Source organism: Litchfieldia stipae, from assembly GCF_014837155.1.
Taxonomy (GTDB): Bacteria; Bacillota; Bacilli; order Bacillales; family Bacillaceae_L; genus Litchfieldia.
Genome location: NZ_JACYHA010000003.1, coordinates 333,844 through 356,239, shown reverse-complemented (window position 1 = coordinate 356,239; position 22,396 = coordinate 333,844). Strand labels below are relative to the sequence as shown.

General features: G+C 34.8%; 21 protein-coding genes and 1 riboswitch. Of the genes, 12 read left to right on the top strand and 9 right to left on the bottom strand.

Annotated elements, in window-relative coordinates:
• The first annotated feature begins 51 nt into the window (after positions 1 to 51).
• Positions 52 to 312, top strand: coding sequence for a hypothetical protein (locus tag F7888_RS05935; protein ID WP_191778168.1), 261 nt, complete (start codon positions 52 to 54; stop codon positions 310 to 312).
• A 295-nt stretch (positions 313 to 607) separates the two neighbouring features.
• Here F7888_RS05935 and F7888_RS05930 read toward each other — a convergent pair whose 3' ends face one another.
• The gene (locus F7888_RS05930) at positions 608 to 1,594 is read right to left on the bottom strand and encodes a Gfo/Idh/MocA family protein (protein WP_191778166.1); all 987 of its coding nucleotides are present in this window, start codon (positions 1,592 to 1,594) and stop codon (positions 608 to 610) included.
• 173 nt (positions 1,595 to 1,767) lie between these two features.
• Here F7888_RS05930 and F7888_RS05925 point away from each other — a divergent pair, with 173 nt between their 5' ends.
• From F7888_RS05925 to F7888_RS05915, 3 genes are all read left to right on the top strand, one after another.
• Positions 1,768 to 2,178 (top strand): hypothetical protein, encoded by a 411-nt coding sequence (locus tag F7888_RS05925; RefSeq protein WP_191778164.1) that lies wholly within the window; start codon positions 1,768 to 1,770, stop codon positions 2,176 to 2,178.
• Positions 2,179 to 2,274: 96 nt separating this feature from the next.
• A riboswitch (PreQ1 riboswitch) is annotated at positions 2,275 to 2,318 on the top strand.
• Positions 2,319 to 2,366: 48 nt separating this feature from the next.
• Positions 2,367 to 2,906, top strand: coding sequence for a VUT family protein (locus F7888_RS05920; RefSeq protein ID WP_191778162.1), 540 nt, complete (start codon positions 2,367 to 2,369; stop codon positions 2,904 to 2,906).
• Positions 2,907 to 3,048: 142 nt separating this feature from the next.
• Positions 3,049 to 3,342, top strand: a complete 294-nt coding sequence (locus F7888_RS05915; RefSeq protein ID WP_191778160.1) for a hypothetical protein — start codon at positions 3,049 to 3,051, stop codon at positions 3,340 to 3,342.
• Between the two features lie 119 nt (positions 3,343 to 3,461).
• Here the strand turns inward: F7888_RS05915 and F7888_RS05910 are convergent, their stop codons facing one another.
• Complete coding sequence (locus F7888_RS05910; RefSeq protein ID WP_191778158.1) at positions 3,462 to 4,157, bottom strand: gamma carbonic anhydrase family protein; 696 nt, start codon at positions 4,155 to 4,157, stop codon at positions 3,462 to 3,464.
• A gap of 168 nt (positions 4,158 to 4,325) precedes the next feature.
• Between F7888_RS05910 and F7888_RS05905 the strand changes: the two genes are divergently transcribed.
• Complete coding sequence (locus F7888_RS05905) at positions 4,326 to 5,567, top strand: HD domain-containing protein (RefSeq protein WP_191778156.1); 1,242 nt, start codon at positions 4,326 to 4,328, stop codon at positions 5,565 to 5,567.
• A 56-nt stretch (positions 5,568 to 5,623) separates the two neighbouring features.
• Here the strand turns inward: F7888_RS05905 and F7888_RS22460 are convergent, their stop codons facing one another.
• Both F7888_RS22460 and F7888_RS05895 read right to left on the bottom strand, forming a co-directional pair.
• Positions 5,624 to 5,761, bottom strand: coding sequence for a YjcZ family sporulation protein (locus tag F7888_RS22460; RefSeq protein WP_318246230.1), 138 nt, complete (start codon positions 5,759 to 5,761; stop codon positions 5,624 to 5,626).
• A gap of 65 nt (positions 5,762 to 5,826) precedes the next feature.
• Positions 5,827 to 5,910 (bottom strand): YjcZ family sporulation protein, encoded by an 84-nt coding sequence (locus F7888_RS05895; RefSeq protein ID WP_191778235.1) that lies wholly within the window; start codon positions 5,908 to 5,910, stop codon positions 5,827 to 5,829.
• Positions 5,911 to 6,257: 347 nt separating this feature from the next.
• Between F7888_RS05895 and recQ the strand changes: the two genes are divergently transcribed.
• Positions 6,258 to 8,042, top strand: a complete 1,785-nt coding sequence (recQ, locus tag F7888_RS05890) for a DNA helicase RecQ (RefSeq protein ID WP_191778154.1) — start codon at positions 6,258 to 6,260, stop codon at positions 8,040 to 8,042.
• Positions 8,043 to 8,096: 54 nt separating this feature from the next.
• On the opposite strand, the gene moaA is transcribed toward recQ, so the two are convergent.
• Together moaA and F7888_RS05880 are read right to left on the bottom strand one after the other, a co-directional pair.
• Positions 8,097 to 9,131, bottom strand: coding sequence for a GTP 3',8-cyclase MoaA (gene moaA, locus F7888_RS05885; protein ID WP_191778152.1), 1,035 nt, complete (start codon positions 9,129 to 9,131; stop codon positions 8,097 to 8,099).
• Positions 9,132 to 9,589: 458 nt separating this feature from the next.
• On the bottom strand, positions 9,590 to 9,877 hold the full coding sequence (locus tag F7888_RS05880) for a hypothetical protein (protein ID WP_191778150.1): 288 nt from the start codon (positions 9,875 to 9,877) through the stop codon (positions 9,590 to 9,592).
• Between the two features lie 174 nt (positions 9,878 to 10,051).
• Here F7888_RS05880 and F7888_RS05875 point away from each other — a divergent pair, with 174 nt between their 5' ends.
• Positions 10,052 to 10,462, top strand: a complete 411-nt coding sequence (locus tag F7888_RS05875; RefSeq protein ID WP_191778148.1) for a VWA-like domain-containing protein — start codon at positions 10,052 to 10,054, stop codon at positions 10,460 to 10,462.
• 675 nt (positions 10,463 to 11,137) lie between these two features.
• On the opposite strand, the gene F7888_RS05870 is transcribed toward F7888_RS05875, so the two are convergent.
• Positions 11,138 to 12,202 carry an FUSC family protein gene (locus tag F7888_RS05870; protein WP_191778146.1) on the bottom strand — a complete coding sequence of 355 codons (1,065 nt, stop codon included), beginning with the start codon at positions 12,200 to 12,202 and terminating at the stop codon, positions 11,138 to 11,140.
• Between the two features lie 80 nt (positions 12,203 to 12,282).
• Positions 12,283 to 13,362 (bottom strand): AbrB family transcriptional regulator, encoded by a 1,080-nt coding sequence (locus F7888_RS05865; protein WP_191778144.1) that lies wholly within the window; start codon positions 13,360 to 13,362, stop codon positions 12,283 to 12,285.
• An 806-nt stretch (positions 13,363 to 14,168) separates the two neighbouring features.
• On the opposite strand from F7888_RS05865, the gene F7888_RS05860 reads away from it, so the two are divergent.
• The 4 genes from F7888_RS05860 to F7888_RS05845 all read left to right on the top strand — a co-directional run bounded on the left by F7888_RS05860 (position 14,169) and on the right by F7888_RS05845 (position 18,931).
• Complete coding sequence (locus tag F7888_RS05860) at positions 14,169 to 15,431, top strand: ATP-binding protein (RefSeq protein ID WP_191778142.1); 1,263 nt, start codon at positions 14,169 to 14,171, stop codon at positions 15,429 to 15,431.
• Positions 15,432 to 15,580: 149 nt separating this feature from the next.
• Complete coding sequence (locus F7888_RS05855) at positions 15,581 to 16,531, top strand: AAA family ATPase (RefSeq protein WP_191778140.1); 951 nt, start codon at positions 15,581 to 15,583, stop codon at positions 16,529 to 16,531.
• Complete coding sequence (locus tag F7888_RS05850) at positions 16,531 to 17,721, top strand: DUF58 domain-containing protein (RefSeq protein WP_191778138.1); 1,191 nt, start codon at positions 16,531 to 16,533, stop codon at positions 17,719 to 17,721. Before F7888_RS05855 ends, F7888_RS05850 begins: the two co-directional genes overlap by 1 nt.
• On the top strand, positions 17,711 to 18,931 hold the full coding sequence (locus F7888_RS05845) for a hypothetical protein (protein WP_191778136.1): 1,221 nt from the start codon (positions 17,711 to 17,713) through the stop codon (positions 18,929 to 18,931). Before F7888_RS05850 ends, F7888_RS05845 begins: the two co-directional genes overlap by 11 nt.
• 33 nt (positions 18,932 to 18,964) lie before the next feature.
• On the opposite strand, the gene F7888_RS05840 is transcribed toward F7888_RS05845, so the two are convergent.
• On the bottom strand, positions 18,965 to 19,762 hold the full coding sequence (locus F7888_RS05840) for an alpha/beta fold hydrolase (RefSeq protein WP_191778134.1): 798 nt from the start codon (positions 19,760 to 19,762) through the stop codon (positions 18,965 to 18,967).
• Between the two features lie 219 nt (positions 19,763 to 19,981).
• On the opposite strand from F7888_RS05840, the gene F7888_RS05835 reads away from it, so the two are divergent.
• Positions 19,982 to 22,369, top strand: coding sequence for a putative bifunctional diguanylate cyclase/phosphodiesterase (locus F7888_RS05835; RefSeq protein WP_191778132.1), 2,388 nt, complete (start codon positions 19,982 to 19,984; stop codon positions 22,367 to 22,369).
• Positions 22,370 to 22,396: the final 27 nt, after the last annotated feature.

Sequence of the window (22,396 nt, the reverse complement as noted above, 5' to 3'; positions counted from 1 at the left end):
TCACACTCTTCGTCTTATAAGAATAGTTTATATAGAGGTAGGAGTGTGATAATGTACATGCTTTTTAATGTCGAGAGATTTGAAGACGGGATTCGGATCATCAAACAATCGGCTGCTGAATTATGCAATATCTCGCTATACATTGATCATTACTATGTAGGGAGTATGGCGTCTTTAAACGACTTAACCTTGAAATTGCCTTTTTCTTATGCTAATAGTATTTACATTAAAGCAGATGTTCTCTCAAATGGTTATATTTATAGCTTGACAGAAAAACATCCGATTACTCATTCTAACAATCAATATCTATAGAACAAATAGAGTCACCTCATTTTAAGATAAGGCTGTTTTCTCAAAGATTGTTGTTTTTTGAGGTGAATTAGTTGAGTATAGATTTCTAGCAGACTGAATACACGGAGACTCCCGTGGGACTAGTAGCCAAAGTGAGACCCCGCAGGAGCACCAGCGACGAGGAGGCTCACCGGTTACCCCACAGGACGCGGAGTGTATTCAGGCTGCGGTATCAAAAGCAACAATATATACGAAAACAGCCTAAGATAAAAGGCTAGCAATAAGCATACAAAGCTTATTGCTAGCCTATTTTTATCTAAATTTGGTCTGCTGGAAACACTAAACCGATTTGTTTTCTCGCTTCATCTAGCACTTGTGTAGTAAATTGAGAATGCTGAAGTGAGTTAATGTTGGATTCAACCTCTTTATTTTTAATTAATTCAATGAATTCTTTTGCTTCGTAATACATAGAATGGTGTTCAATTGGCACTGAGATATCTTCTACAGAACCATCTCTATATTGTATGTTTATTTTTTCTAATGTATGGATATTATCAATAATCATCGTTCCGTTCTCCCCTTGGATTTCAGAAGGAATGTAAGAGTTGCTGATTTTTGAATACATCACTGTACCAGTCATTTCTGGATACTTAAAGAGAAGGCTTCCTTGGCCATCCACACCAGATTCAAGCATAATCGCATTAGCCTTAACCTCATCTGGTTTTCCAAATAAAACAACCATTGGGTAAATCGTATAAACACCAATATCCATGATCGCCCCGTTAGAGAATATTGGATTAAAAGCATTAAGAACCGTCCCGGACTTGTAGGCATCATAACGAGAAGAATATTGACAAAAGCTTCCGAAGTAATGACGGATTTCACCAAGCTTGTGTAGATGCTCTTGGATGCTTCTAAAACCAGGGAGGAACGTTGTTTTTAGTGCCTCCATAAGTAAGACTTGATTGTTTTTGGCTGCATCTATCATTTGTTGTAATTCTATTGAATTTGAGGCAATTGGCTTTTCACAAAGAACATGTTTGCCATTTTGTAAGAAGAGTACAGCCTGCTTTGAATGAAATGAATTAGGGCTAGCAATATAGATTGCATCAATATCCTGGCTTTGTGCCATTTCCTCTAAATTAGTATAGTATGTTGATACGTTAAATTTAGCTGCAAATTCCGATGCGCGGTCTTCTGTACGTGAGTAGACAGCAGTTAACTTGAAATCCTCTATTTCAGTTGCTGCATTTATAAATGATTCTGTAATCCAATTGGTTCCGATGACTCCAAACCTAATCATATGTATACCTCCAAAATAAGTAGATAATTTATTATCTAAATCAGTATAACAAACTATTTGTACTTATTCACAGTTGTGTCTACAATCAGTACAAAGATAAATCAATTGGTGAAATGTCTTGTCTTATTGTAAAATAAGATATAAGAGTAAATTGGTATTAGGGGTGTATGAAAATGGCTAATGTGGGTCAATTGGTGACAGATTATAATGATGTCATGAATAATATGAAGCAATTTAATAGAGATGTATTAGAAATGTTAGAGATAAAGGATCAATTAACCCAATTTAAGCATTGGTATTATATACCTCATTTGAATTTATTCGGTCCAAGTAAATTTATCGGATACAAACAAATGGATGCAAATCTGTATGAACTGATTAAAAAAAGACCAAGTGCTGAGTCTCAAAAGGTGTTAAGTGAATGGTTCTATCCAGTGCAGGCAGATTCAATAGAGGAAACAATCATAAGAGAACAGCTAACAAGTTTGCTAGATTTATATGAGAAAAAACCAAGAACAAATGCGGTCTTTCATATACCGAAGAATACAATTCTATTAATCTCAAACCGTCATTCGGTGAGCTAATATTCTAACTTATAAAATATAAATTTTCAAAAAAATAGGCATGCATAATTTATGTGGTAGAATGATAAAATGAATTAATTGAATAAACCGCAATTTGCGGTAGAGGTTATTAGCTACCCTCTTAAAAAAACTAAGAAAAAACAGGACTCTTTCTTAGTGTGCTGTTTTTTTATTTGGAGGAAAGAAAGATGAGATTATTTTTATACTTAGCATCAATTGTATTGGCTAATGTTGTTACGGCAAAATTTGCCCCATTGGCATTAGGTATGTTCCTTGTACCGATGGGAACATTCTTGATCGGCGGAACGTTCATTTTCCGTGACTTGGTTCAAAATAAATATGGTCGTAAAAAAACATATATGTTTATTGCAGGAGCTTTATTTCTATCTGCATTTGCTTCATTTATGTTAGGCGATACATTACTTATTGTTGTTGCATCGGCATTATCCTTTGCGATAGCAGAAACAACAGATACTGAAATTTACACACGTCTTAAGCTACCACTTGGATTACGTGTGTTTTATAGCGGATTAGTGGGTGGATTCCTAGACTCTGTCATCTTCGTTATCATCGGACTTAGTCCATTAGGCGCAGGGTTTATTCCGTGGGAGGCAGTTCCAGCTGCAATCATGGGTCAAGTTATTGTGAAGACAGCGCTTCAAGGACTTGGAGCTTTCATAGTTACCCAATTAAAAAATAAATTTCCGAGTCACGCCATTTCAAGCTAATCTAAAAAACACGTCGTTTAATGACGTGTTTTTTTAATGGTCTAGCTTTTTTTATAAAATACTGAAAAAACTAAAAATAAATAAAGGATATTCGCTGTCTGTATCGAATCAATTTAACAAAAGGTTTAGAGGAGGAGAGCCGATGATAATAAGAAAATCAAATGACGTCGAACAGTTTTTAACTGAATTTAGTCGCTTTGCCACCTATGATTCTGATTCTTCAATAAATAAATATTACTTTGTTTTTCATGATAAAGAGCGTGGTGGGCAAATTACATTGATGAGGACAGATAATGGATGGTCCTATCATGGATTAGGCGAAGGATATTGTGATCCAGGAGAAACTGAAATTACAACTGAAGAGGGACGTAAGTTAGTATGGCTACATCGAAAAGCTATTAATCAAAGTATTAAAGATAGTTTAGTTACAAGTTAACGTATGGAAAATTGGATTCCTATTGGTAGTTTTGACCCCTATTCATTTATAAAGAAAGAAGTTTGAATACTATTTTCTACTTCATAGGGGTCACTTTTAGAAATCCTGCAACTAGTAAATTATTGGTCTTCCTTATACCCCTTTGCTAATTCTGTATTTACCTCTACGACTTGTTTATTATAGCCGGCATACTTGTAGGTAGAAGTAATTGCTGGTAAATTGTCGGCCTCTTCTTGAGTTGTAATAACCTTCCCGGCCGGTATATAACAATTAGCAGGGACGGTTACCCCTATTACTTTTGCCCCTGGTTCAATAAATACGTTCTCTTGGATATGACAATCAAAGACTAATGATTGCATCCCAACAAAAACATTCTTTCCGATTTTAGCAGGGCCATGAATATGACATTGGTGAGCAAGTGATACATTATCACCAATGTAGATAGAATATGGATTTCCATCATGGTAAACGGCATTTTCGAACACTACACTTGTATACTCAAAGTTCTTCAAGCCATGTAGGACAACCCCATCTTGTACATTACAGGCATCTGATATATGAATTCTTAATCCTTCATCTCCTCTGATCGAAGCGAATGGACCAACAAATACATCCTTACCAATATTTACCTGTCCAATAACAGACGCATATGGATGAATATAAGTACTAGCATCCATAACTGGATAGTCCCTGTTTAAGTTAAAGGTTGTTTGTGTGTTTTTCTTGATATTACCAGGAATCATACTTTTTTCAAGTACCTTTGCAGCAATTGATGCGATTGTTAAACCTACCATAAGCTTATTACTTGTTCTCATCAAAACAACTCCATTTGAGTAATATTTTCCAATGTACAGATAGGTATTATTATGGTTGTTTTTATCTGATTTATGTATTGATATGGAAGGTTCTTTAACTTCTGTTCATATCGGAAGAATTATATTAAACTAGTATTAGTTGTAAATAAATGAGTAGAGGAGATCTAAATGCCTACTATCGATTATTTTTATGGGTTGATTCAGACTGAGCTGACTTTAACTGAGGATCAGAAATCAGAGATATTTGGTAAATATCCTGTTCCTGTCTTATCTAATAAGAGTGAAGGATTTTCACTTGAGGACCAGTCTCATGGCTCAGGCTTTATTGAAGAAACATTATTATTAGTTGATTTTTCGATTGAGAAAACGCAAGGAGCACAACCAAGACCCTATTTGAAGTTAAGATTTTCGAATCATCTTGGGAGCTACAGTGCGAAAATTTGGGATAATGATGGTGCCATTGATAGGTATCAACCATTGTTAGAAAGTTATAGTGTATTTAAAGTGTCTGGAAAGGTTGAAGAATTTAGAGGCTTCAAATCGATGACCATAAATCAACTTATTCCTTGTGACAATAATGTAGATGCTTTTAGCTTAATTGCCTGTACCCAACAATCTTTAGAAGATTTCACGCTTGAACTCTTTCAATATATAAATGAAATAGAAGAACCCTTTAAATCGATTTGTATTGGGGCGATGAATCGTTTCTGGACAGAGTTTTGTGTTAGACCAGCAGCAATGGGGCATCATCATGCCTATTTAGGTGGCTTACTGAAGCATACAGTTGGTTTAATGCGACTGGCTAGATATATAGTTAAACAAGAAGAAAATCATTATAAAGCAGTCATTAAATTAATCAATCAAGTGGAAAAAGCATATAAACAAGAGCTGTGGAAGGACCTACAATCGGATTCAGCAGGGAGTAATCCCAGAAATTTAGTGTGGAAGGATTCAATTGATCATCTCTACACGATGTTTTATGGGATGGCGAAATATAAGCTTAATAAGCCTAATTATTCATTAATGATCTGTGCCATACTTTATCATGATATGGGGAAATTACTTGAATATCATCATGCGGGGAAAGGAACGGAGGAATTTAAATTCTTATATCCTACAGCTGATCATTCGTCACTTGAAACACGCAAACCAAGTGGGATTACGATGGATGAATTAGGAGTATTGATTGGTCATATTCCTTATGGAGTGATGCTTGTCAATAAAATTATTGAAGCTGAAGAGGTCAAGTTATCAATAGAGGATATCCATAGCCTTCAGCATACGATTCTCGCACATCATGGTAAATTAGAATGGGGAGCAAATATTGAGCCTAAAACTGTTGAAGGCTTTTTAATTCATATTGTAGATTATCTAGATTCTAGGTATGAACGTACTGAAGAAATAAAGTAAGGGAAATGTAATAAAGCTCCCTCTTCATTGAGGGAGCCTTATTTTCATAAGGATAATTACATCCAAGAAGCGCCAACGATGATTAGAAGGATGAATAGCACGACGATTAGTGCAAATCCTCCCATACCACCTGTAGTAGCTGTTACTGGAGCTCCGTAACCATAATGCATACCTGTGTTATATCCGCAATTCATGAATAAATCTCTCCTTTTAAAGTTTATTGGTATTTTCAACTAAATTTTTATTTGTTAATTAAGGTTTAAGCGAATGCTGTACCGACAATGATTAACAAAATGAACAGCACCACAATCAAAGCAAATCCACTTCCGTATGCGTGGCTCATTTAATAACACCTCCTAACGTGTTATACAATCATATACTATGGGAATCATGGAAATCTGGTTGGGTGTTAGCCTGATTTTCCAATAATTGATGAAAGAGCCGTGACAGTTCACAGAACAACTAGGAATCAATGTTGCTGTAATTAATTCACTTCAATAAAGGATGGATCTAGCAGACTGAATGCACGGAGACTCCTGTGGGATGCGTGGCCAAAGTGAGACCCCACAGGAACTAAAAGCGACGAGGAGGCTCACCAGACACCCCGCTGGACGCGGAGTGTTTCAGGCTGTGGCTTAAAAAAGAACACCAATATGAACAAATTAGAATAAAAAACAAGAGGTGATATAAATGATAAATGAAGCGAAAAAAGTGTTGAAGAGTTATTTTGGCTATGATTCCTTTAGGATTGGACAGGAGGAAATTATACACAGTGTCCTATTAAATAAATCAACTTTAGCTATCATGCCAACTGGTGGAGGTAAGTCACTTTGTTATCAAGTGCCTGGTCTAATGTCAAATGGTGTAACCTTGGTAATAAGCCCATTAATCTCTTTAATGAAGGATCAAGTCGATGCACTTAATGATCATGGAATATCTTCTACATATATAAATAGTTCTTTAACTCCAAATGAAATTGAAGAGAGAATAAACGATGCGAGACAGGAAAAATACAAATTCATTTATGTCGCACCAGAACGTTTAGATTCTAGAAGTTTCAGACAGCTCCTTGAATCGTTACCCATTAAGATTATTGCTATAGATGAAGCTCATTGTATTTCTCAATGGGGGCATGATTTTAGACCGAGTTATCGAAATATCCAATCTATGATTTACGAGCTTAAGGAAAAGCCAACTGTTATTGCTCTGACAGCGACAGCAACAAAAGAAGTGACCGCTGACATTTGTGACCTATTAATGATTTCAAATGAAGATGTGTATGTAACTGGCTTTTCAAGAGACAATTTATCTTTTTCACTAGTGAAGGGTGAAAATAAACGTGATGTCATAATTGGTTATTTACAAAAGAATCATGGACAAGCTGGTATAATCTATGCGTCAACTAGGAAAGAGGTAGATCATTTATATCAGTTTCTTAAGAAGGCTGGATATGCAGTAGGAAAATATCACGCAGGTATGTCAGAAGAGGAAAGATATGAATCACAGGAATTATTTCTGTTTGATAAATTGACCCTCATGATTGCAACGAATGCCTTTGGGATGGGGATTGATAAATCAAATGTAAGATTTGTGATTCATCATAATCTTCCAAAGAATATAGAAGCGTATTATCAAGAGGCAGGCCGTGCAGGAAGAGACGGCGAACCAGGTGAATGTTTGTTATTGTGTCATCCACAGGATATTCAACTTCAAAAATTTCTTATTGAGCAATCAAGTATGAATGAACAAACTAAGACTTTTGAATATAAAAAGTTGCAACAAATGATAGATTACTGTCACACTGATAAATGTCTTCAAGCATATATCCTTTCATATTTTGGTGACGGCAATGAGACCTACACTTGTGGAAAATGCCTTAATTGCACCGATCAACGGGAAAAGCTCGATATGACGACAGAAGCATTGATGATCTTCTCTTGTATCAAAAGAATGAATGAACGTTTTGGCAAAACACTTGTCGCTCAAGTATTAAAGGGGTCAAAAAATAAACGAATCACCCAATTTGATTTTACAAAGCTTTCAACTTATGGACTAATGAGAAACTTTTCAGAAAAAGAAATAGTCAGCATGATTGATTTTCTAACCGCTGAAGGATATCTACAAATGACTTCAGGACAATATCCAGTATTAATGCTAGATAAGAAGGCTTATCTAGTTTTTAAAGGAGATATCCAAGTTAGTAGAAAAGCACAATTGAAGCAGCGACAGATCGTTGAGGATAATCAATTGTTTGAAGAATTAAGGACGCTGAGGAAGCAGATCTCAACAGAAGAAAATCTTCCACCGTATATTATTTTTTCTGATCGAACCCTGAGAGAAATGAGTCAAGTTTGTCCAAGAAACAAGAAGGAAATGTTAGAAATTAAAGGAATCGCAGAGATGAAATTTGAACGATATGGAAATAGATTTTTGCAGGCAATTGATTTATATCTCGAGAATACAGCAGTGAAGTAAAACAGGACAGTCCAAATAGCTTATTGCTAATGGACTGCCTATTTATATATCCCTTTATCCTCCGATTCGAGACATTTCAATCTTGTCTTTTTTTATGTTTTCTTTGAGGTAGGAGTTTCTATCTATAGAATATTGGTCTTTTCTACCATTCCAAATAGAGGTGAGGAGGTCGATTAACTGATTATCAGATAGGTCTGAACGAAGTGGTTCTCGTAAATCATGACCAGTTGATGCAAAAAGGCATGTAAATAGTTTTCCTTCTGCAGACAGTCTTGCACGATTACATGTTGAACAAAAAGCATCAGTAACAGAAGAAATGACACCAATTTCATCGCTGGAACCAATATAACGATATCTTGTTGCGACTTCACCGATATAATTTGGTTCTATCGGTTCAATTGGCATCACAGTGTGAATATCCTCTATAATTTTCTTCTTAGGGTACACTGATTTCATATCCCATCGATTCGTATTACCTACATCCATAAATTCAATGAAACGAAGAGGGTAGCCTTGTTCACGAAAGAATTTTGCCATTGGAATTATTTCAGACTCATTAACGCCCTTTTGAACAACCATGTTAATTTTAACACCTAGACCTGCCTCTTTGGCTGCTTGAATCCCTGAAAGGACCTCTTCTACTTGGACCCCTTTACCATTCATTTTTCCAAAAATATCATTATTTAAGGAATCTAGGCTTATGGTGACTCGAGATAAACCTGCTTTTTTAAGTTGGTTCGCATGTCTTGCCAAAAGTGATCCATTTGTTGTCATTGCGATATCTTCAACCCCGTCAATCATTGACAGCATCTGAATTAAACTTGCCAGGTCTCTTCGCATAAGAGGTTCTCCGCCTGTAATACGTAACTTTTTCACTCCGAATGAATGGACAAATAAGGTAGCAAGTCTAGTTATTTCTTCAAAGGAGAGAAGTTCATTTTTCTTTAAAAAAGGAAAGTCCGGACCAAATATTTCAGCGGGCATACAGTATTGACACCTGAAGTTACATTTATCAGTGACAGAAATTCTTAAATCTCGTAATGGGCGATTTAGTTTATCTAATAATGATCCATTTTTATGATCTTGCATTCTAAACACATCCTTTAACCTGAGAAAAACCAAATATCTTCTTAACAATGGAAATATAATAGCTTTTATTATACAACTGTTTCTACGTACTTAAAATAAATTTGTTTTTTGTTAAATATGTAAAATGAGGAAGTATAAATACTTCCTCGAAAGACAGAGTAGGAGAAAAGGTGCATGCACCTTGATTTATATTATGTCAATAAAGCATTTATTTGTAGTGCATGTACCTTGATGATATAGCACATTTTATAGGGAAATAAAAATTAGAGGTAATTTATCAGAGGGAGCAATTCGTAACGCTGAAGTAAGGTTGGCCGCTCACATCCGATCTGGTTAGTCCCGCATCGAGCGTCTTTGGAGTGGTGAGCGACCATAATAATAGTATATGTTTTCTATGATAAAATTATTAAGTTTTAAATAGGTAATGGCTGAATTCTGTTTCTGAATACACGCTGATCCTATGAAAGGGTAAAATCATTAATATCTTTATAAAAGTAAAATTGATTTTGATTATTTAATGATGGTGTAAAGTCATCCTCTATTTTTACTAAATCATCTGCAACGATTGTATAATCGTCATGTGCAGAGGGAACCTCTCTTTTCTCCCATTCCCAAGTAGTACCTGTGAAACGGATATTGTTATCAGCTGAAATAGTGATTTCATATGGGACATCATTGATTGTGATTATACCTTTATTGCCATTGTCTTTAATTAGTTGAAGTAGTTCTTGTCTTGATACCTGCATTATTATGTACCTCCATCATCTAATTGTCCTAGTATTTGTATTGCTTTATGTAATATGTAGTAAAACTAAAGATGGTTTCCTTTCTATTTCTTTCCACCGATTTAATTTATATTTTGGTCAAAGCGAGAGCAAAATAACCTTGCCCAAGAAAACAAAACTGAGGAGGGTTATTACATGAGATGGCAAAAATCTCTTCTTTCTATGCTTAAAGATCGTAAAGATAAAAAGGTGGCTTTAGCAATAGATACATCAAGTAATCAGGTTAGATCAATTTTGATTAATAACATAGTTACTTTTTTTGGGGAATTGAATCCAAATGCAACCCTGATTCAGGCTGACTTTAAAATAAGAACGATTTCTCCTATAAAGGAAGCACCTGAAATCAAGTATTATAAGCATGGAAAATCCTCATATACCGAAGTGTTGGAATGGGCAGAACAAGAAAAAATAGATAGTTTATTTTATATTACAGATGTAACAGGCTATTTCTATGATGATATTAAAGTAAATACAGAAGTATTCTGGCTAGTTCCGGAGGATTATCTACCAAAAGTACCTTTTGGGAAGGCAATTAAGGTAGCGTAAAAGCGGTGGGAAATCACCGCTTTTCTCAAAAAGTTCACGTAATAGACAAAATGTAAGCGTTTCATATATAGGTAAGCATGATATACTAACAGTGTAAGAAGGATAGAAAGAATTGACATCTTAAGTGGCTCAACCATACTAGTGTTCGTTCCGTATAATGTGAACGATACAATTAAATAGTAATTCTTATACAGATAAGTAAGCGTTTTCTTTTGTGGTATATTATATCAAGCTATCTCACTCGGCTTGGATAAATTCTTTGAAAATGAACTCCGCTCGCTCAGCAAGGATTCGTATTTTCAAAGTAAGTGATTCAATCCCAAAGGTCATAGGTTAAAAGGTTCTTGTGACGGAGATAAGGTTTAAATTAATATACTCGGTAAAAAGAAGCACTTATCGAAAGTGTAAGAAGGTAGAGTAAAGTATGAATTAGGTGAATGAGTTCCAATTTAACATACAATTATGGGTCACCATAATAATTTGTAAACGGAACTAACACTCTTCTTCTTAGTAATAGTCGTTTTAGCTAGCATTAAATTGATTTGGTTAATCTAACTAAAGGATTATTAGGAGATAAAGAAGATGAAATAATGGTTGGGTCACCTAAGATGTTAATTTTTTAATTAACTCTCCTATTTCAGAGACTTCCAAGCTACAGATGGAAGTCTCTTTTTTTTACATTGATTGTAACTTTCGTTCGTGCTCGATTGAATTTGTGTGTATAGTAACCTTGTTTAATTCTGTTACTATTTCGTTGATAGCCAGTACTTCGTATAATATGATTGTTTCTGGCGTCAATCTACTACTAGGAAAGTCGGACTGATGCTGGGGTGAATGTGATTTTTCTTCAAAGAAAAGCTTTTCTATTTCCTGGACTAACATTGGATGACTTTTAGCTTCATTGTTATATGGAGTTCTGATAATGCTAGAAAGTACTTTGATGGCTGTGATGATTTTTACCTCGTCTTTTTCGTTCCAATACCCACGATCATTTGCGACTGAAAATAGATTTTGAAGATGATTGTGAATTTTTTTTAATGCTTTTAAATGGGTGAACTCATATAGATAAAGTCTTTCTTCTTTCTTTGTACAACGGTGATATTTCCATTCTTCTCTTTTATAGTTGCAAAGTTGTAATGTGTCTTTAATCTGTTGCTCTATTATATCAAGTTGATGATTAAGTTCCTCAAAGCTAACCATACCTTTTACAAGGGCAGATGAATGGGTGGAAAGTAGTGAGGCACACTCTTGAAATCCATTTTTTATATTATCAGTGATTTTTTTCGAATAATCAGGTGGTAGGATAAGGAGATTGACCATAGTTGAAACGAATAGACCGATGGTTGTAGTACCTAATCTTGCGAAAAAAGCATATAAAAAATGGTCTGGAGTAAAGGGGATCATGGTCACAGCTGTTAAAGTAGCAACTAAAATCCCAGCATCAAGCTTGAGTTTGTGACATAAAAAGATCGTACATATTGTTGATATCGTATAAGTAAGTGGTACATCACCAAGGATAGCTGCACATGTCATTGAAATCCCTGCCCCAATTGCTGAGGCTGGTAGCCTTACGATTCCTTTTCTGATTGAATCAGATACAGTGGGTTCTATTGTCACGATTGCTGTAACGACAGCAAATATGGAAGGAAGATTTAGGACATTGCATATTAATGCGGTAATAAATACTGCAAGTCCAGTTTTTAATATTCTACTGCCAAATACTTTTGTTACATGTTTCACTTCGATCACTCAATTCCAAATGAATAGGATATATATTATTTAGTATTACCCAAGAAGCTGAAAATATTGGGAGTTATATCTTATACTCCGGCACTATTGTTAACAATCGTGCCTTTGCTTTTTGATTTACTAAAAATAAATTTAAGAAAGCTAGGTACAACCAAGATAATAAATAATAGTCGAATTAACTGTAGAGCACTTACGACGGCTGAATCAGCACCAATACTTTTAGCGGTTAATACCATTTCAACCATACCACCAGGTGCTAAGCTTAAGATTGCTGTCGACAAAGAAAGACTGGACAGGGAAGAAAATAAGTATCCAATCCCAAATGATGTAAGGATTAACACCAATGATAGTACAAAGTAATAGCCTCCATATTTGCCCGCAAGCTTCAAATCTCTAATTAAAATCTTGTTCCCCATACTTATTCCGACCGTTATTTGAGCTGCTATTAGTACATTTGGCGAAAGTGGTGGCAATGATACACCAAAGACACTTAAGCTTGCAATCACAATAAGTGGACCGAGTACATGTGCAGCAGGAAAATGATTTCTAATTAACCACCCAACAAACATGGCAAGTAAAAACCATAGATAGTGAATACCCCCAACTATATGAAGGCTGGAAACAGCAGCTTCAGAAGATGCTGGAGTATTAGAGAACATATGAAGGACCAAAAAGGGTATTGTAAATACAACTGTTAACAGTCTAATCGTTTGGAGAATCGTTACCATAGCAGAATTTGCTGAAAGAGATTCACTTGCTGCAACCATCTCTGACAACCCGCCTGGGATTGACCCGAATACACTTGTGATTGGATCTAATTCAATAAATTTAGTAATAAAAATACTTAAAAGGATGCTAACTGTCAGTAATAATATTGTAGAAAGTAAGAAAGGGATCATGTAGGGAATGATGGTTTCTAAAGTTGTTGTCGTAAATGATAATCCAAAATAGATTCCAATAATCATTAACCCGACATCTCTGAAGGCTGGGGGGAGTTGAGTGTTTTTCTTTGATATGAGCTTTGTAATTAGAATAAATGAAAGAGGTCCAAGAATCCAAGGGATTGGAAGGGAGAAATAATTAAAACTGAAAGCACCTAGGGCTGCGATGAAAAATGTAAATATTATTTGTCTTATTTTTTTGAAAATCATAATATGACTGCCTTTCTTATTGGAATAATAAAATTTTATCACGTTAAATGTATTATTTCCATACTCGAAATAAAAAGCTGTTCTCTTTTTTGTTCCGACATACAAAAAAGAAGTCCTAAAAGTGTGAGAACTAATAGGACTTCTTTTTGTTTTAGGCTGTTTTCGTATAAATTGTTGCTTTTAAAAGTCGCAGCCTGAATACACTCCGCGTCCTGTGGGGTGAGCGGTGAGCCTCCTCGTCGCTGGCTCCTGCGGGGTCTCACTTTGGCTCACGCATCCCACGGGAGTCTCCGTGCATTCAGTCTGCTAGAATTATATCTTTTAAATAATGTACAGCTAAAAACAACAAACTTTTGGAAAACAACCTTGTTTTATGAGACACGAATTAAATCCGTAAATGTAATACATTATCATTACCAAATGGCCGCGGTAATGTTCCTTGGTAGCTACTTGAAATCCTTAAACAACGAAAGCCCTACCTCTCTTTCGTCCTCACGGCTCCGAAGCCGATCCAGTGTGAATAAGCTCATCTCAATACTTTGAGTGGAATGCCAAATTCTAATTTGAAATAATTATATATGAAATGTTACATTACGTTTTTGTTTTAGGGACAACGATTAGTAATTGTACTATTTCTTTTTCCTTTTGTCAACTTTGTGTTATAACAGATGATGATTAGCTTTTTGATCTTTGATTTGTGTAATAGAGTTTAGAGTAAAAGGGGATTATAAACGTAATGTAAATAATTGGTTTGTACAAGGGAAAGATTCTTTCTTATCGTCATAAGAAAATTAGTAGGTGAAATAATGGATTTTCTGACAAAATATACAGCTCTCATTTATTTGTTTATTAGCTTATTGTGGATTTTTTCAACAGATTTACTTATAAATAAAATTGGACATTCTACTTTATTGTTTGAATATTTACAGTATGCAAAAGGATTAATATTTGCGGTAGTCACAACAATTTTGATTCATTTTATTATAAAAAAACATAAAGCACATAAGGAAGCTGAGGAAAAAGAAAATGAATTGTCAATTTTAATCAATTCTATGCCTGATTTTGTAAGCTTCAAAGATGGGAAGGGTAGATGGTTAAAGGTTAACGATTTTGGAAAAGCGCTATATTCACTTGAGAACGTGGATTACGTGGGAAAAACAGATGAAGAATTAGCAGAAATGGTTCCGTTCTTTAAAGAGGTGTTCCTATACAGTATAGAATCAGATAATAACGCATGGAATGCTGGTATTCTAACGCGATGTGAGGAATCTTTTGATGTAATGAGCGGAGAGATAATGACATTTGATGTCATTAAGGTTCCATTATATGATGAATCGCATAATCGAAAAGGATTACTTACAATTGGTAGAGATATTACACAGCAAAAGGCTGCTGAAACAATGCTGCTTCGAAAAGAGAAGTTATCAGTTGTTGGTGAATTAGCAGCCGGTATAGCTCATGAGATTCGCAATCCATTAACATCAATCAAAGGCTTTGTACAGTTAATGAAGGAAACTAAATCAATACCACAAGAGCATTTTGATATTGTCCTAACTGAGCTTGAAAGGATAAATCAAATTGTAAGTGAAATGCTTGTCCTATCTAAGCCACAGATGAAGATTTTTAATCCATTCAAATTGAAAAGCTTGATTGATCATGTATTGAAACTAACATCACATGAAGCTTTATTATATGGTATTGATATAGAAGTGATAAATAAAATCGACAATCCGACCTTATATGGTGATAGTAATCAGTTAATACAGGTCTTTATTAATATTATAAAAAATTCAATTGATGCAATGCCTAAGGGTGGAAAAATTATTATAATTATTGAGAAAAACAATGACGAAATAGAGATCTTTATTAAGGATACAGGAGCTGGAATACCACAAGAAAGACTAGATCGAATAGGAGAACCATTCTTTACGTTAAAAGAAAAAGGAATGGGACTAGGATTAACAATTAGTAACAAAATCATTCATGAGCACAAGGGAAGAATGGATATTTCAAGTGAAATAGGTCAAGGAACAGTGGTGAAAATCTCTTTACCTATATACGATAACTAAATATTGAATCGAGGGATGAGTATAAAAGGTGACGTTTGTCATCTTTTTTTGATTTTTGCAGGAAATACGTATGAACTAGATTGACTAATGTAAATTATTGTAGGAAAATTGTTATAATTAAAAATTAACAGATTAAAGGGGAGAGTATGATGAGTATACATTCAGAAGTAGAAGCAATTAAGCAAAATATAGGACAAGTTCTCATTGGAAAAGAGAGTGTCATAGAATTAGTTCTAAATGCCTTGATTAACAAGGGGCATATTTTACTAGAAAGTGTACCTGGAACTGGTAAAACCATGCTGGCAAAAAGCTTTGCTGCTTCCATCAGTGCGACTTTTAAAAGAATCCAGTTCACCCCTGATGTCCTACCAAGTGATGTAACTGGTATTCAATTCTTTAATCCAAAGGAGCAGGATTTTCAACTTCGTCCAGGACCGGTCATGACGAATATTCTATTAGCTGATGAAATTAATCGTGCAACGCCAAGAACTCAATCAAGCCTTCTAGAAGTGATGGAGGAACGTCAAGTGACCATTGATGGAGAAACATTAAAGCTCCCAAGTCCATTTATTGTCATAGCAACTCAAAATCCAATTGAATCTCAGCAAGGAACATTCCCACTACCTGAAGCTCAAATGGATCGTTTCTTTGTTCAACTTGACCTAGGTTATCCTTCCTTTGAGGAAGAAAAAGAAATGATGAAAACTCATCGAACAGGTAATCCTATTGAGAACATTTCGGCTGTCTTTACAAAGGAACAAATTGAACAAATGCAAAAGGATGTTCAGGATGTGAAAATCAGTGTTGATGTAGAGGATTATTTAGTCCGTTTAGTACAGGCAACTAGAAAGAGTCAGGATGTAGAGGTAGGAGTCAGTCCTCGTGGTACACTTGCTCTGATGAAGGCTGTTCAAGGAAGAGCTTACATCCTTGGCCGTGATTATGTCACACCAGAGGATATTAAATATATGGCTCCGTTCGTTCTACCACATCGATTGGTATTAACAATGGAAGGGTCATTAAAGAAGACAAATAAACAGGTGATAAAAGAAATTCTATCCACTGTATCTGTACCAGTTGAGGCAGGAGCTGTAAAGTAATGAACTGGAAAAGACAAATTTCTCTAGGAAATGAAATTTCGTTTACGATTGGATTGTCTATCATTATTCTTATTTCCGGTATCATAGGGTCTAATGTGTTTCTTGTCATGATTGGTTTATTATTCTTGTTATTTACCTATATGAATCAATTATATTTAAGACGAGTAGCCAATCGTTTAACTGTAAATGTTGATAAAGATTTAATTAAACTTTTTAAAGGTGAAAAGGATGAATTTTCAATTACCTTTATTCAACATGGTTTTTATCCAATTCTTGGTGCAAGAGTAAGGATGACAATTGATAGTGTTCTGCAGTTTGAGCATGAACGAAAGATGATTAATCATGAACAAACTGAAATTGAACTTCCTCTATCTTTACTCAAAAAGCAATCAGTAAGTGTTCGTTTTCCTTTTCAAGCGATTGAAAGAGGCGTAGCTAAAATAAGAACTTTGGAAATTCGTATTCCTCATTTGTTTGGATTTGGAGATGTGTATTTAAAATATGATCAACCCTTTAATCTTGAAACGGTAGTCTATTCTTCTCCACAAACCATTGGAGGAATAAATCGAATTGTCCCTAAAAACATTGGTGAGTATCCAATGAAACAGTCCTATTTCGAGGATATGTCAGCTTTGGTTGGAGCAAGAGGGTATGTACCTACAGACCCATTTAATCGTGTTCATTGGAAAGCATCAGCTAAAACCAACTCATTACAAACAAAAATATATGAACGGACCTCACAGTTTTCATGGACCATTTTTATTAATGTCAGAGAAGCTAAGTTTGAAGAATTATTAAGTGGGCTCACCTATTTGTTAGAATATGCGACGATTCGAAGCATCCCTTTTGAATTATTTATCAATGTGAGGAAGGCTGGGAAGATTCCTTTTATTCATCATCCAATTGGCACAGGGCGAGACCATTTGCAAAGAGCGTTAGAGATCATCGCTAGACTAAGTAAGCATAGTGTGACGATTCCATTTTCACAAATGCTATATAGTACTGGGAGACAATTTCAATTATCACCATATGTTGTTATTTGCGGTAATGTAGAACAGAATTATGAGCGGATTGCAGCGAACTTTAGGAAAAATGGTGTGGATTGCTATCAAATGATTGAACATGATGATGCAGTCGTGCTTACTAGCTTTAGTCTTTCTAAAGGGGCGGTGGACTCTCATGCGATATAATCAGTTTTTTTCTCGATTCTATTTGTATGTGATGGAAATTATTTTCCTATATGTCTTTCTTGTTCTGTTTTATTTTCATACAGAGGTAATTCCACCATTGCTGCCATTTCTAGTGATCACAGTAGGAGGTGGTTTGGTTTTCTCCTTCATATTGTCTCTAATGAAATCAAATACGCCGTATGTCGTCTTGATGTTGTTTGTCCCAGTTCTATCGTTCCTAGGGAGTAAACTTGGCTTAAGCTTTGGAATATGCTTGTTTTTATCAGCCTTCATATGCTGGAGAATTGTGGGTCACTTTAGGAAGGATACGAAGCTTTCTGATTTTTGGCTGTTATTCCTCAGCTTAGGGATAGGCTTTCTCATCTACCTTGGGGCTGTCGTTCAAGGGTATATTTATAGTGATCTCATCCTTTATTTATTGATTACACAGTTATTATGGATGATGATAAGTAAGATGTTAGTTGGATTTATCAATAATACGTTTTCGGAGGAACATGGCGCAATTGCCAAACATTCTGGCTCGCTCTTCGGAATGTTTGCGGGATTAGTCGTTTCTGCACTTCTCCTAGCAGTGGGCTTACCATTTCTAGTGAAAAATCTCTTGTCACTCTTTTTTTCACTTACTGGAAAAGCACTATATGCTGCATCAGTCCCATTATTTAATGCAGTGGAAAATGCCGATTTTAAGCGTAATCAACAAGGTGAACAGGAGGATGGTGTGGGTTTTGCTGGAGCATTAGAAGACCTTACTCCCATACAAGATTACTTTAAGTTTCTTTCTAATATAAATATCTGGACTGTCTTATCAATAATTGGACTTATTATTTTAGCTGTTATCATCTTCTTCCTGGCTAAGAGAAAATATATAGCAGAACCAGCTGTTGACCAAGAGGGAATGTATGAAATGACAGTAGGAAATGCTAAACAAACAACTTCTAAGAATGCACAAAGGAAAAGAACGTACCCAATTGAAAAAGTAAGAAAGTTAATATTAGATTTAGAATTATTGTCTGCAAAAAAAGGAAAAGGCAGACTTCACTCTGAAACAGTAGAAGAATGGTTAGCAAGAAATCAGTTTTTAAATAACCAACTAGTTGAGGCGTATGAAAAAGTCCGTTATGGTGAATCAATCTTGTCAGAATCTGAAAGTCAGTTGTGTGAAGAAATAGTGAAGCAGCTTAAAGCAGAACTTCGACGTTTAAAAAAATAGAATGACTATAAAAAGTCTATTCATACTCCTTAGTTACTCGGAGTATGGAATAGGCTTTTTTGTAAGTAAAGATTTCATAAACCCCTCAATTATTTGGTTCAATTCATCGGCATGTTGTGTAGGTAATTGATGCCTTGCTTTGGAAATATAAACTTTAGAAGAGTTTTTAATATGGTTTTTAAGCTGTTTTTGATATTTATGTAAATAAAAATCACGAGATCCATCTACAAGTAAAACTGGAGAGGAAATGGAAGATAGTCTCTTAGTACAGTTATAATTTAATCCTTCGATGTACATTTTATAGAGAATTTTTGGGTTTGATTGTAAGACATAATTCTCAATTTCCTTCTTATATTCCTTGCTTTTTCCATGTGATTTAGCCAGAACTTTTGCTAATAAAGGCAATCCACCCATCTTTACAGTGTAAATGCCTAATAGAAATTCAGAATGTAACAGGAACGTATTTACCTCTGGGAATCCACCCAATAAGATAATAGCTGAAACTCTATCTGGATTGGAAAGAGCGAATTCTAATGCGATTGAACCCCCATTGGAGTAACCACAAATGACGATTTCATTCAAATGTAGATGATTTAATAACTCAGTAATGTCCTGTGCAAGTAACTTAATCGATATATCTTCGTTTATCGTCTTACTCTTTCCATTTCCTCTCATATCAAAGGTAATTACCTGATAGTTTTTGGCAAGAGGGAGCTGCTGTTTAAAAGTGACTAATCCCATACCGGGGGGATGAACAAACAAGATGGGCTGACCCTTACCGTGTACTTCATAATAGAGCTTTGTTTGGTCAGAAAGATGTACTAATGGCATGAATAAGACCTCCAATTAACTCTTGTTATTTATAGTATTAGAATTGTAGGGATTTGTATGTATGCCAATTATTTATACGACTTGTTTAAGGTCAAAGGTTGTAAATATCTGTTGAATAATGTAGTAGCTATAGTTATATTTATCTATTATAATTTTATTATGTTACAAGAGAAGTAGAGAATTTGAACTGTAGTGGTGTCCTGCCAAGGAGGTTTTCTGTTGTTCGATCGATTTGACTTAATGAATCTTCATTATATTTTCGTTTTAAACTCAATGTTATTTACTAGCATTGGTTTATATTTTGCAGTAGGAAGCAATTTTTACCGGAATCGTAGATTAATCCCACTTCCTCTTTCCAATCGAATGATTTTTTTATTAGTATCGATCATTTTTACAATTTCCAACTTATCAATGCTTCTTGTTGTAAATGTAAATCTACAAATGGAAGATTTATTTATTTCAATTGGATGGTTTATTATTTTGAATATGATAACGTTCTTTGGATTTCTGAAATTGACCAAAATTAATTTCATCATCCCATTTAAAAATATCATAACAAGTTTATTTATCACATTAACCACAGTCATAAAGTTTTCTGGTGTGTTATACCTTTTAGTGGAAAGTCATGTTCAGATACAGTTATTGAACCTCAGTATTGCATCACTTTTGACGATCGCGTTGGCATTCTCTATTCTCCGATTTAAAACACAGCTGGAGGAAAGTGGAAAAGATACGATTGCTCAAGGCTGGGGAATTGTCGGGATTGTGCTTTCAGGAATATCAATAGTGGGAATCTATTATTTATATTTAAGTTCAATGGTAGGAATCCATTTGATCTCAGATGTTCAATTGGATGAATTTCGACTTATCATCATTATTACGACACTTTTTATTAATCTAATCCTTATCTCACTTCCGGATTTTCTAGGTCATAACCGATTAATTGAAAGTGAAAAGAAGCTACAGGTTAACCGAGAGCATTTTAAATCCTTATTTAATCATAATCCAGATGCTGTCTTCGCAATTGATTTAAATGGCAGAATTATAAGTGTTAATAAAGTAGCAATACAAATGACGTTTTATAAACGAAAAGAGCTACTTGGTATGTTTTTTTCAAGATTAATTAAAAGAGATGATGTAAAGGAATATATAAGGTTCTTTCAAAACAAGGTAGAAGGTAAAGAAAATACACTTGAGATTCGTTTGATAACCAAAAATAGTCATTTGGCATTTGTAAAAATCACTTCAATCCCTATCTACTTAAAAAAAGAAATTATTGGATTTTATCATATTGTAAAAGATGTAACAGATAGTGAAGAAGCGCAAAGAACCATACATTTTTTAGCATATCATGATGAATTAACAACGCTTCCTAATCGAAGGTTATATACGAAAAAATTGTATCAATTGAAAAATCAGGGTAGGACATTTGCCATAATGAATATTGATTTTGATCGATTTAAAAGAATTAACGATTTATTTGGTCATGCTTTTGGTGACCAAGTGCTAGTAGAAATTAAAAAGCGCCTGAAGAAAATTATGCCAGAGCATGGCTTTATTGCTAGGATGGGTGGAGATGAATTTTCTCTAATCGTACCCTACGAACAAGGAAATGAAGATTTCATATTATTAGCTAAACGCATTGTAAAGGAGTTCCAAAAACCACTCAAGGTTAAAACACACGACTGCCTTGTGACTGCGAGTATTGGAATAGCCATTTATCCGAAACATACAAATAGCCTCGAGTCACTTGTTAAGTTTGCTGATATAGCGATGTATGAAGCGAAAGAAAACGGAGCAAATGATTTCAGGTTCTATAATAAAGATATGAATGACAAAACGATTGAAAAAATACAGCTCGAGAATGATTTGAGAAGGGCAATTGTTAATAACGAACTTACTATCTATTATCAACCAAAGTATCATGCGGAAACGAAAAAGGTGCTTGGGGCAGAAGCTTTAGTACGGTGGAATCATCCTAAGTTAGGGTTGGTTTCTCCCGGTGAATTTATTAAATTAGCGGAAGAAACAGGGTTAATTATCCAACTTGAGGAATGGGTATTAGATTCGGTGTGTGAACAATTAAGGAATTGGAAACGATCAATGGAAGACTTTGGTCGTGTTTCTATTAATATATCACATATGCATTTTTATCAAGGTGATCTTTTTGAGCGAATCTCACATATGACTTCCAAAAAAGGGATAGAGGCGAATTGGTTAGAAATTGAAATTACAGAATCTACCATGATGCACAATGAAGCAGGAACACAAAATACACTTAACAAATTACGAGAATTAGGTATAGAAGTAAGTATGGATGATTTTGGTACAGGTTATAGCTCCTTAGGATATCTACACAGATTACCAATTGACCGTTTGAAGATTGATAAATCTTTTATTCAAGAAATGTATAAAAATGAGGCTATTGTCTCGACGATCATCTCAATGGCGAAGCATTTGAAACTCAAAGTAATTGCAGAAGGTGTAGAGACAAATGAGCAATTAAACTTGATAACAAAGCTTGGTTGTGTTGAAATACAAGGTTTTTACTTTTCAAAACCATTATCTAGTCAAGATTTTGAGAATCAGATTCTAAAAAAATTGTAGTTGTAGGAAGCTGATTCCAGTTAAATC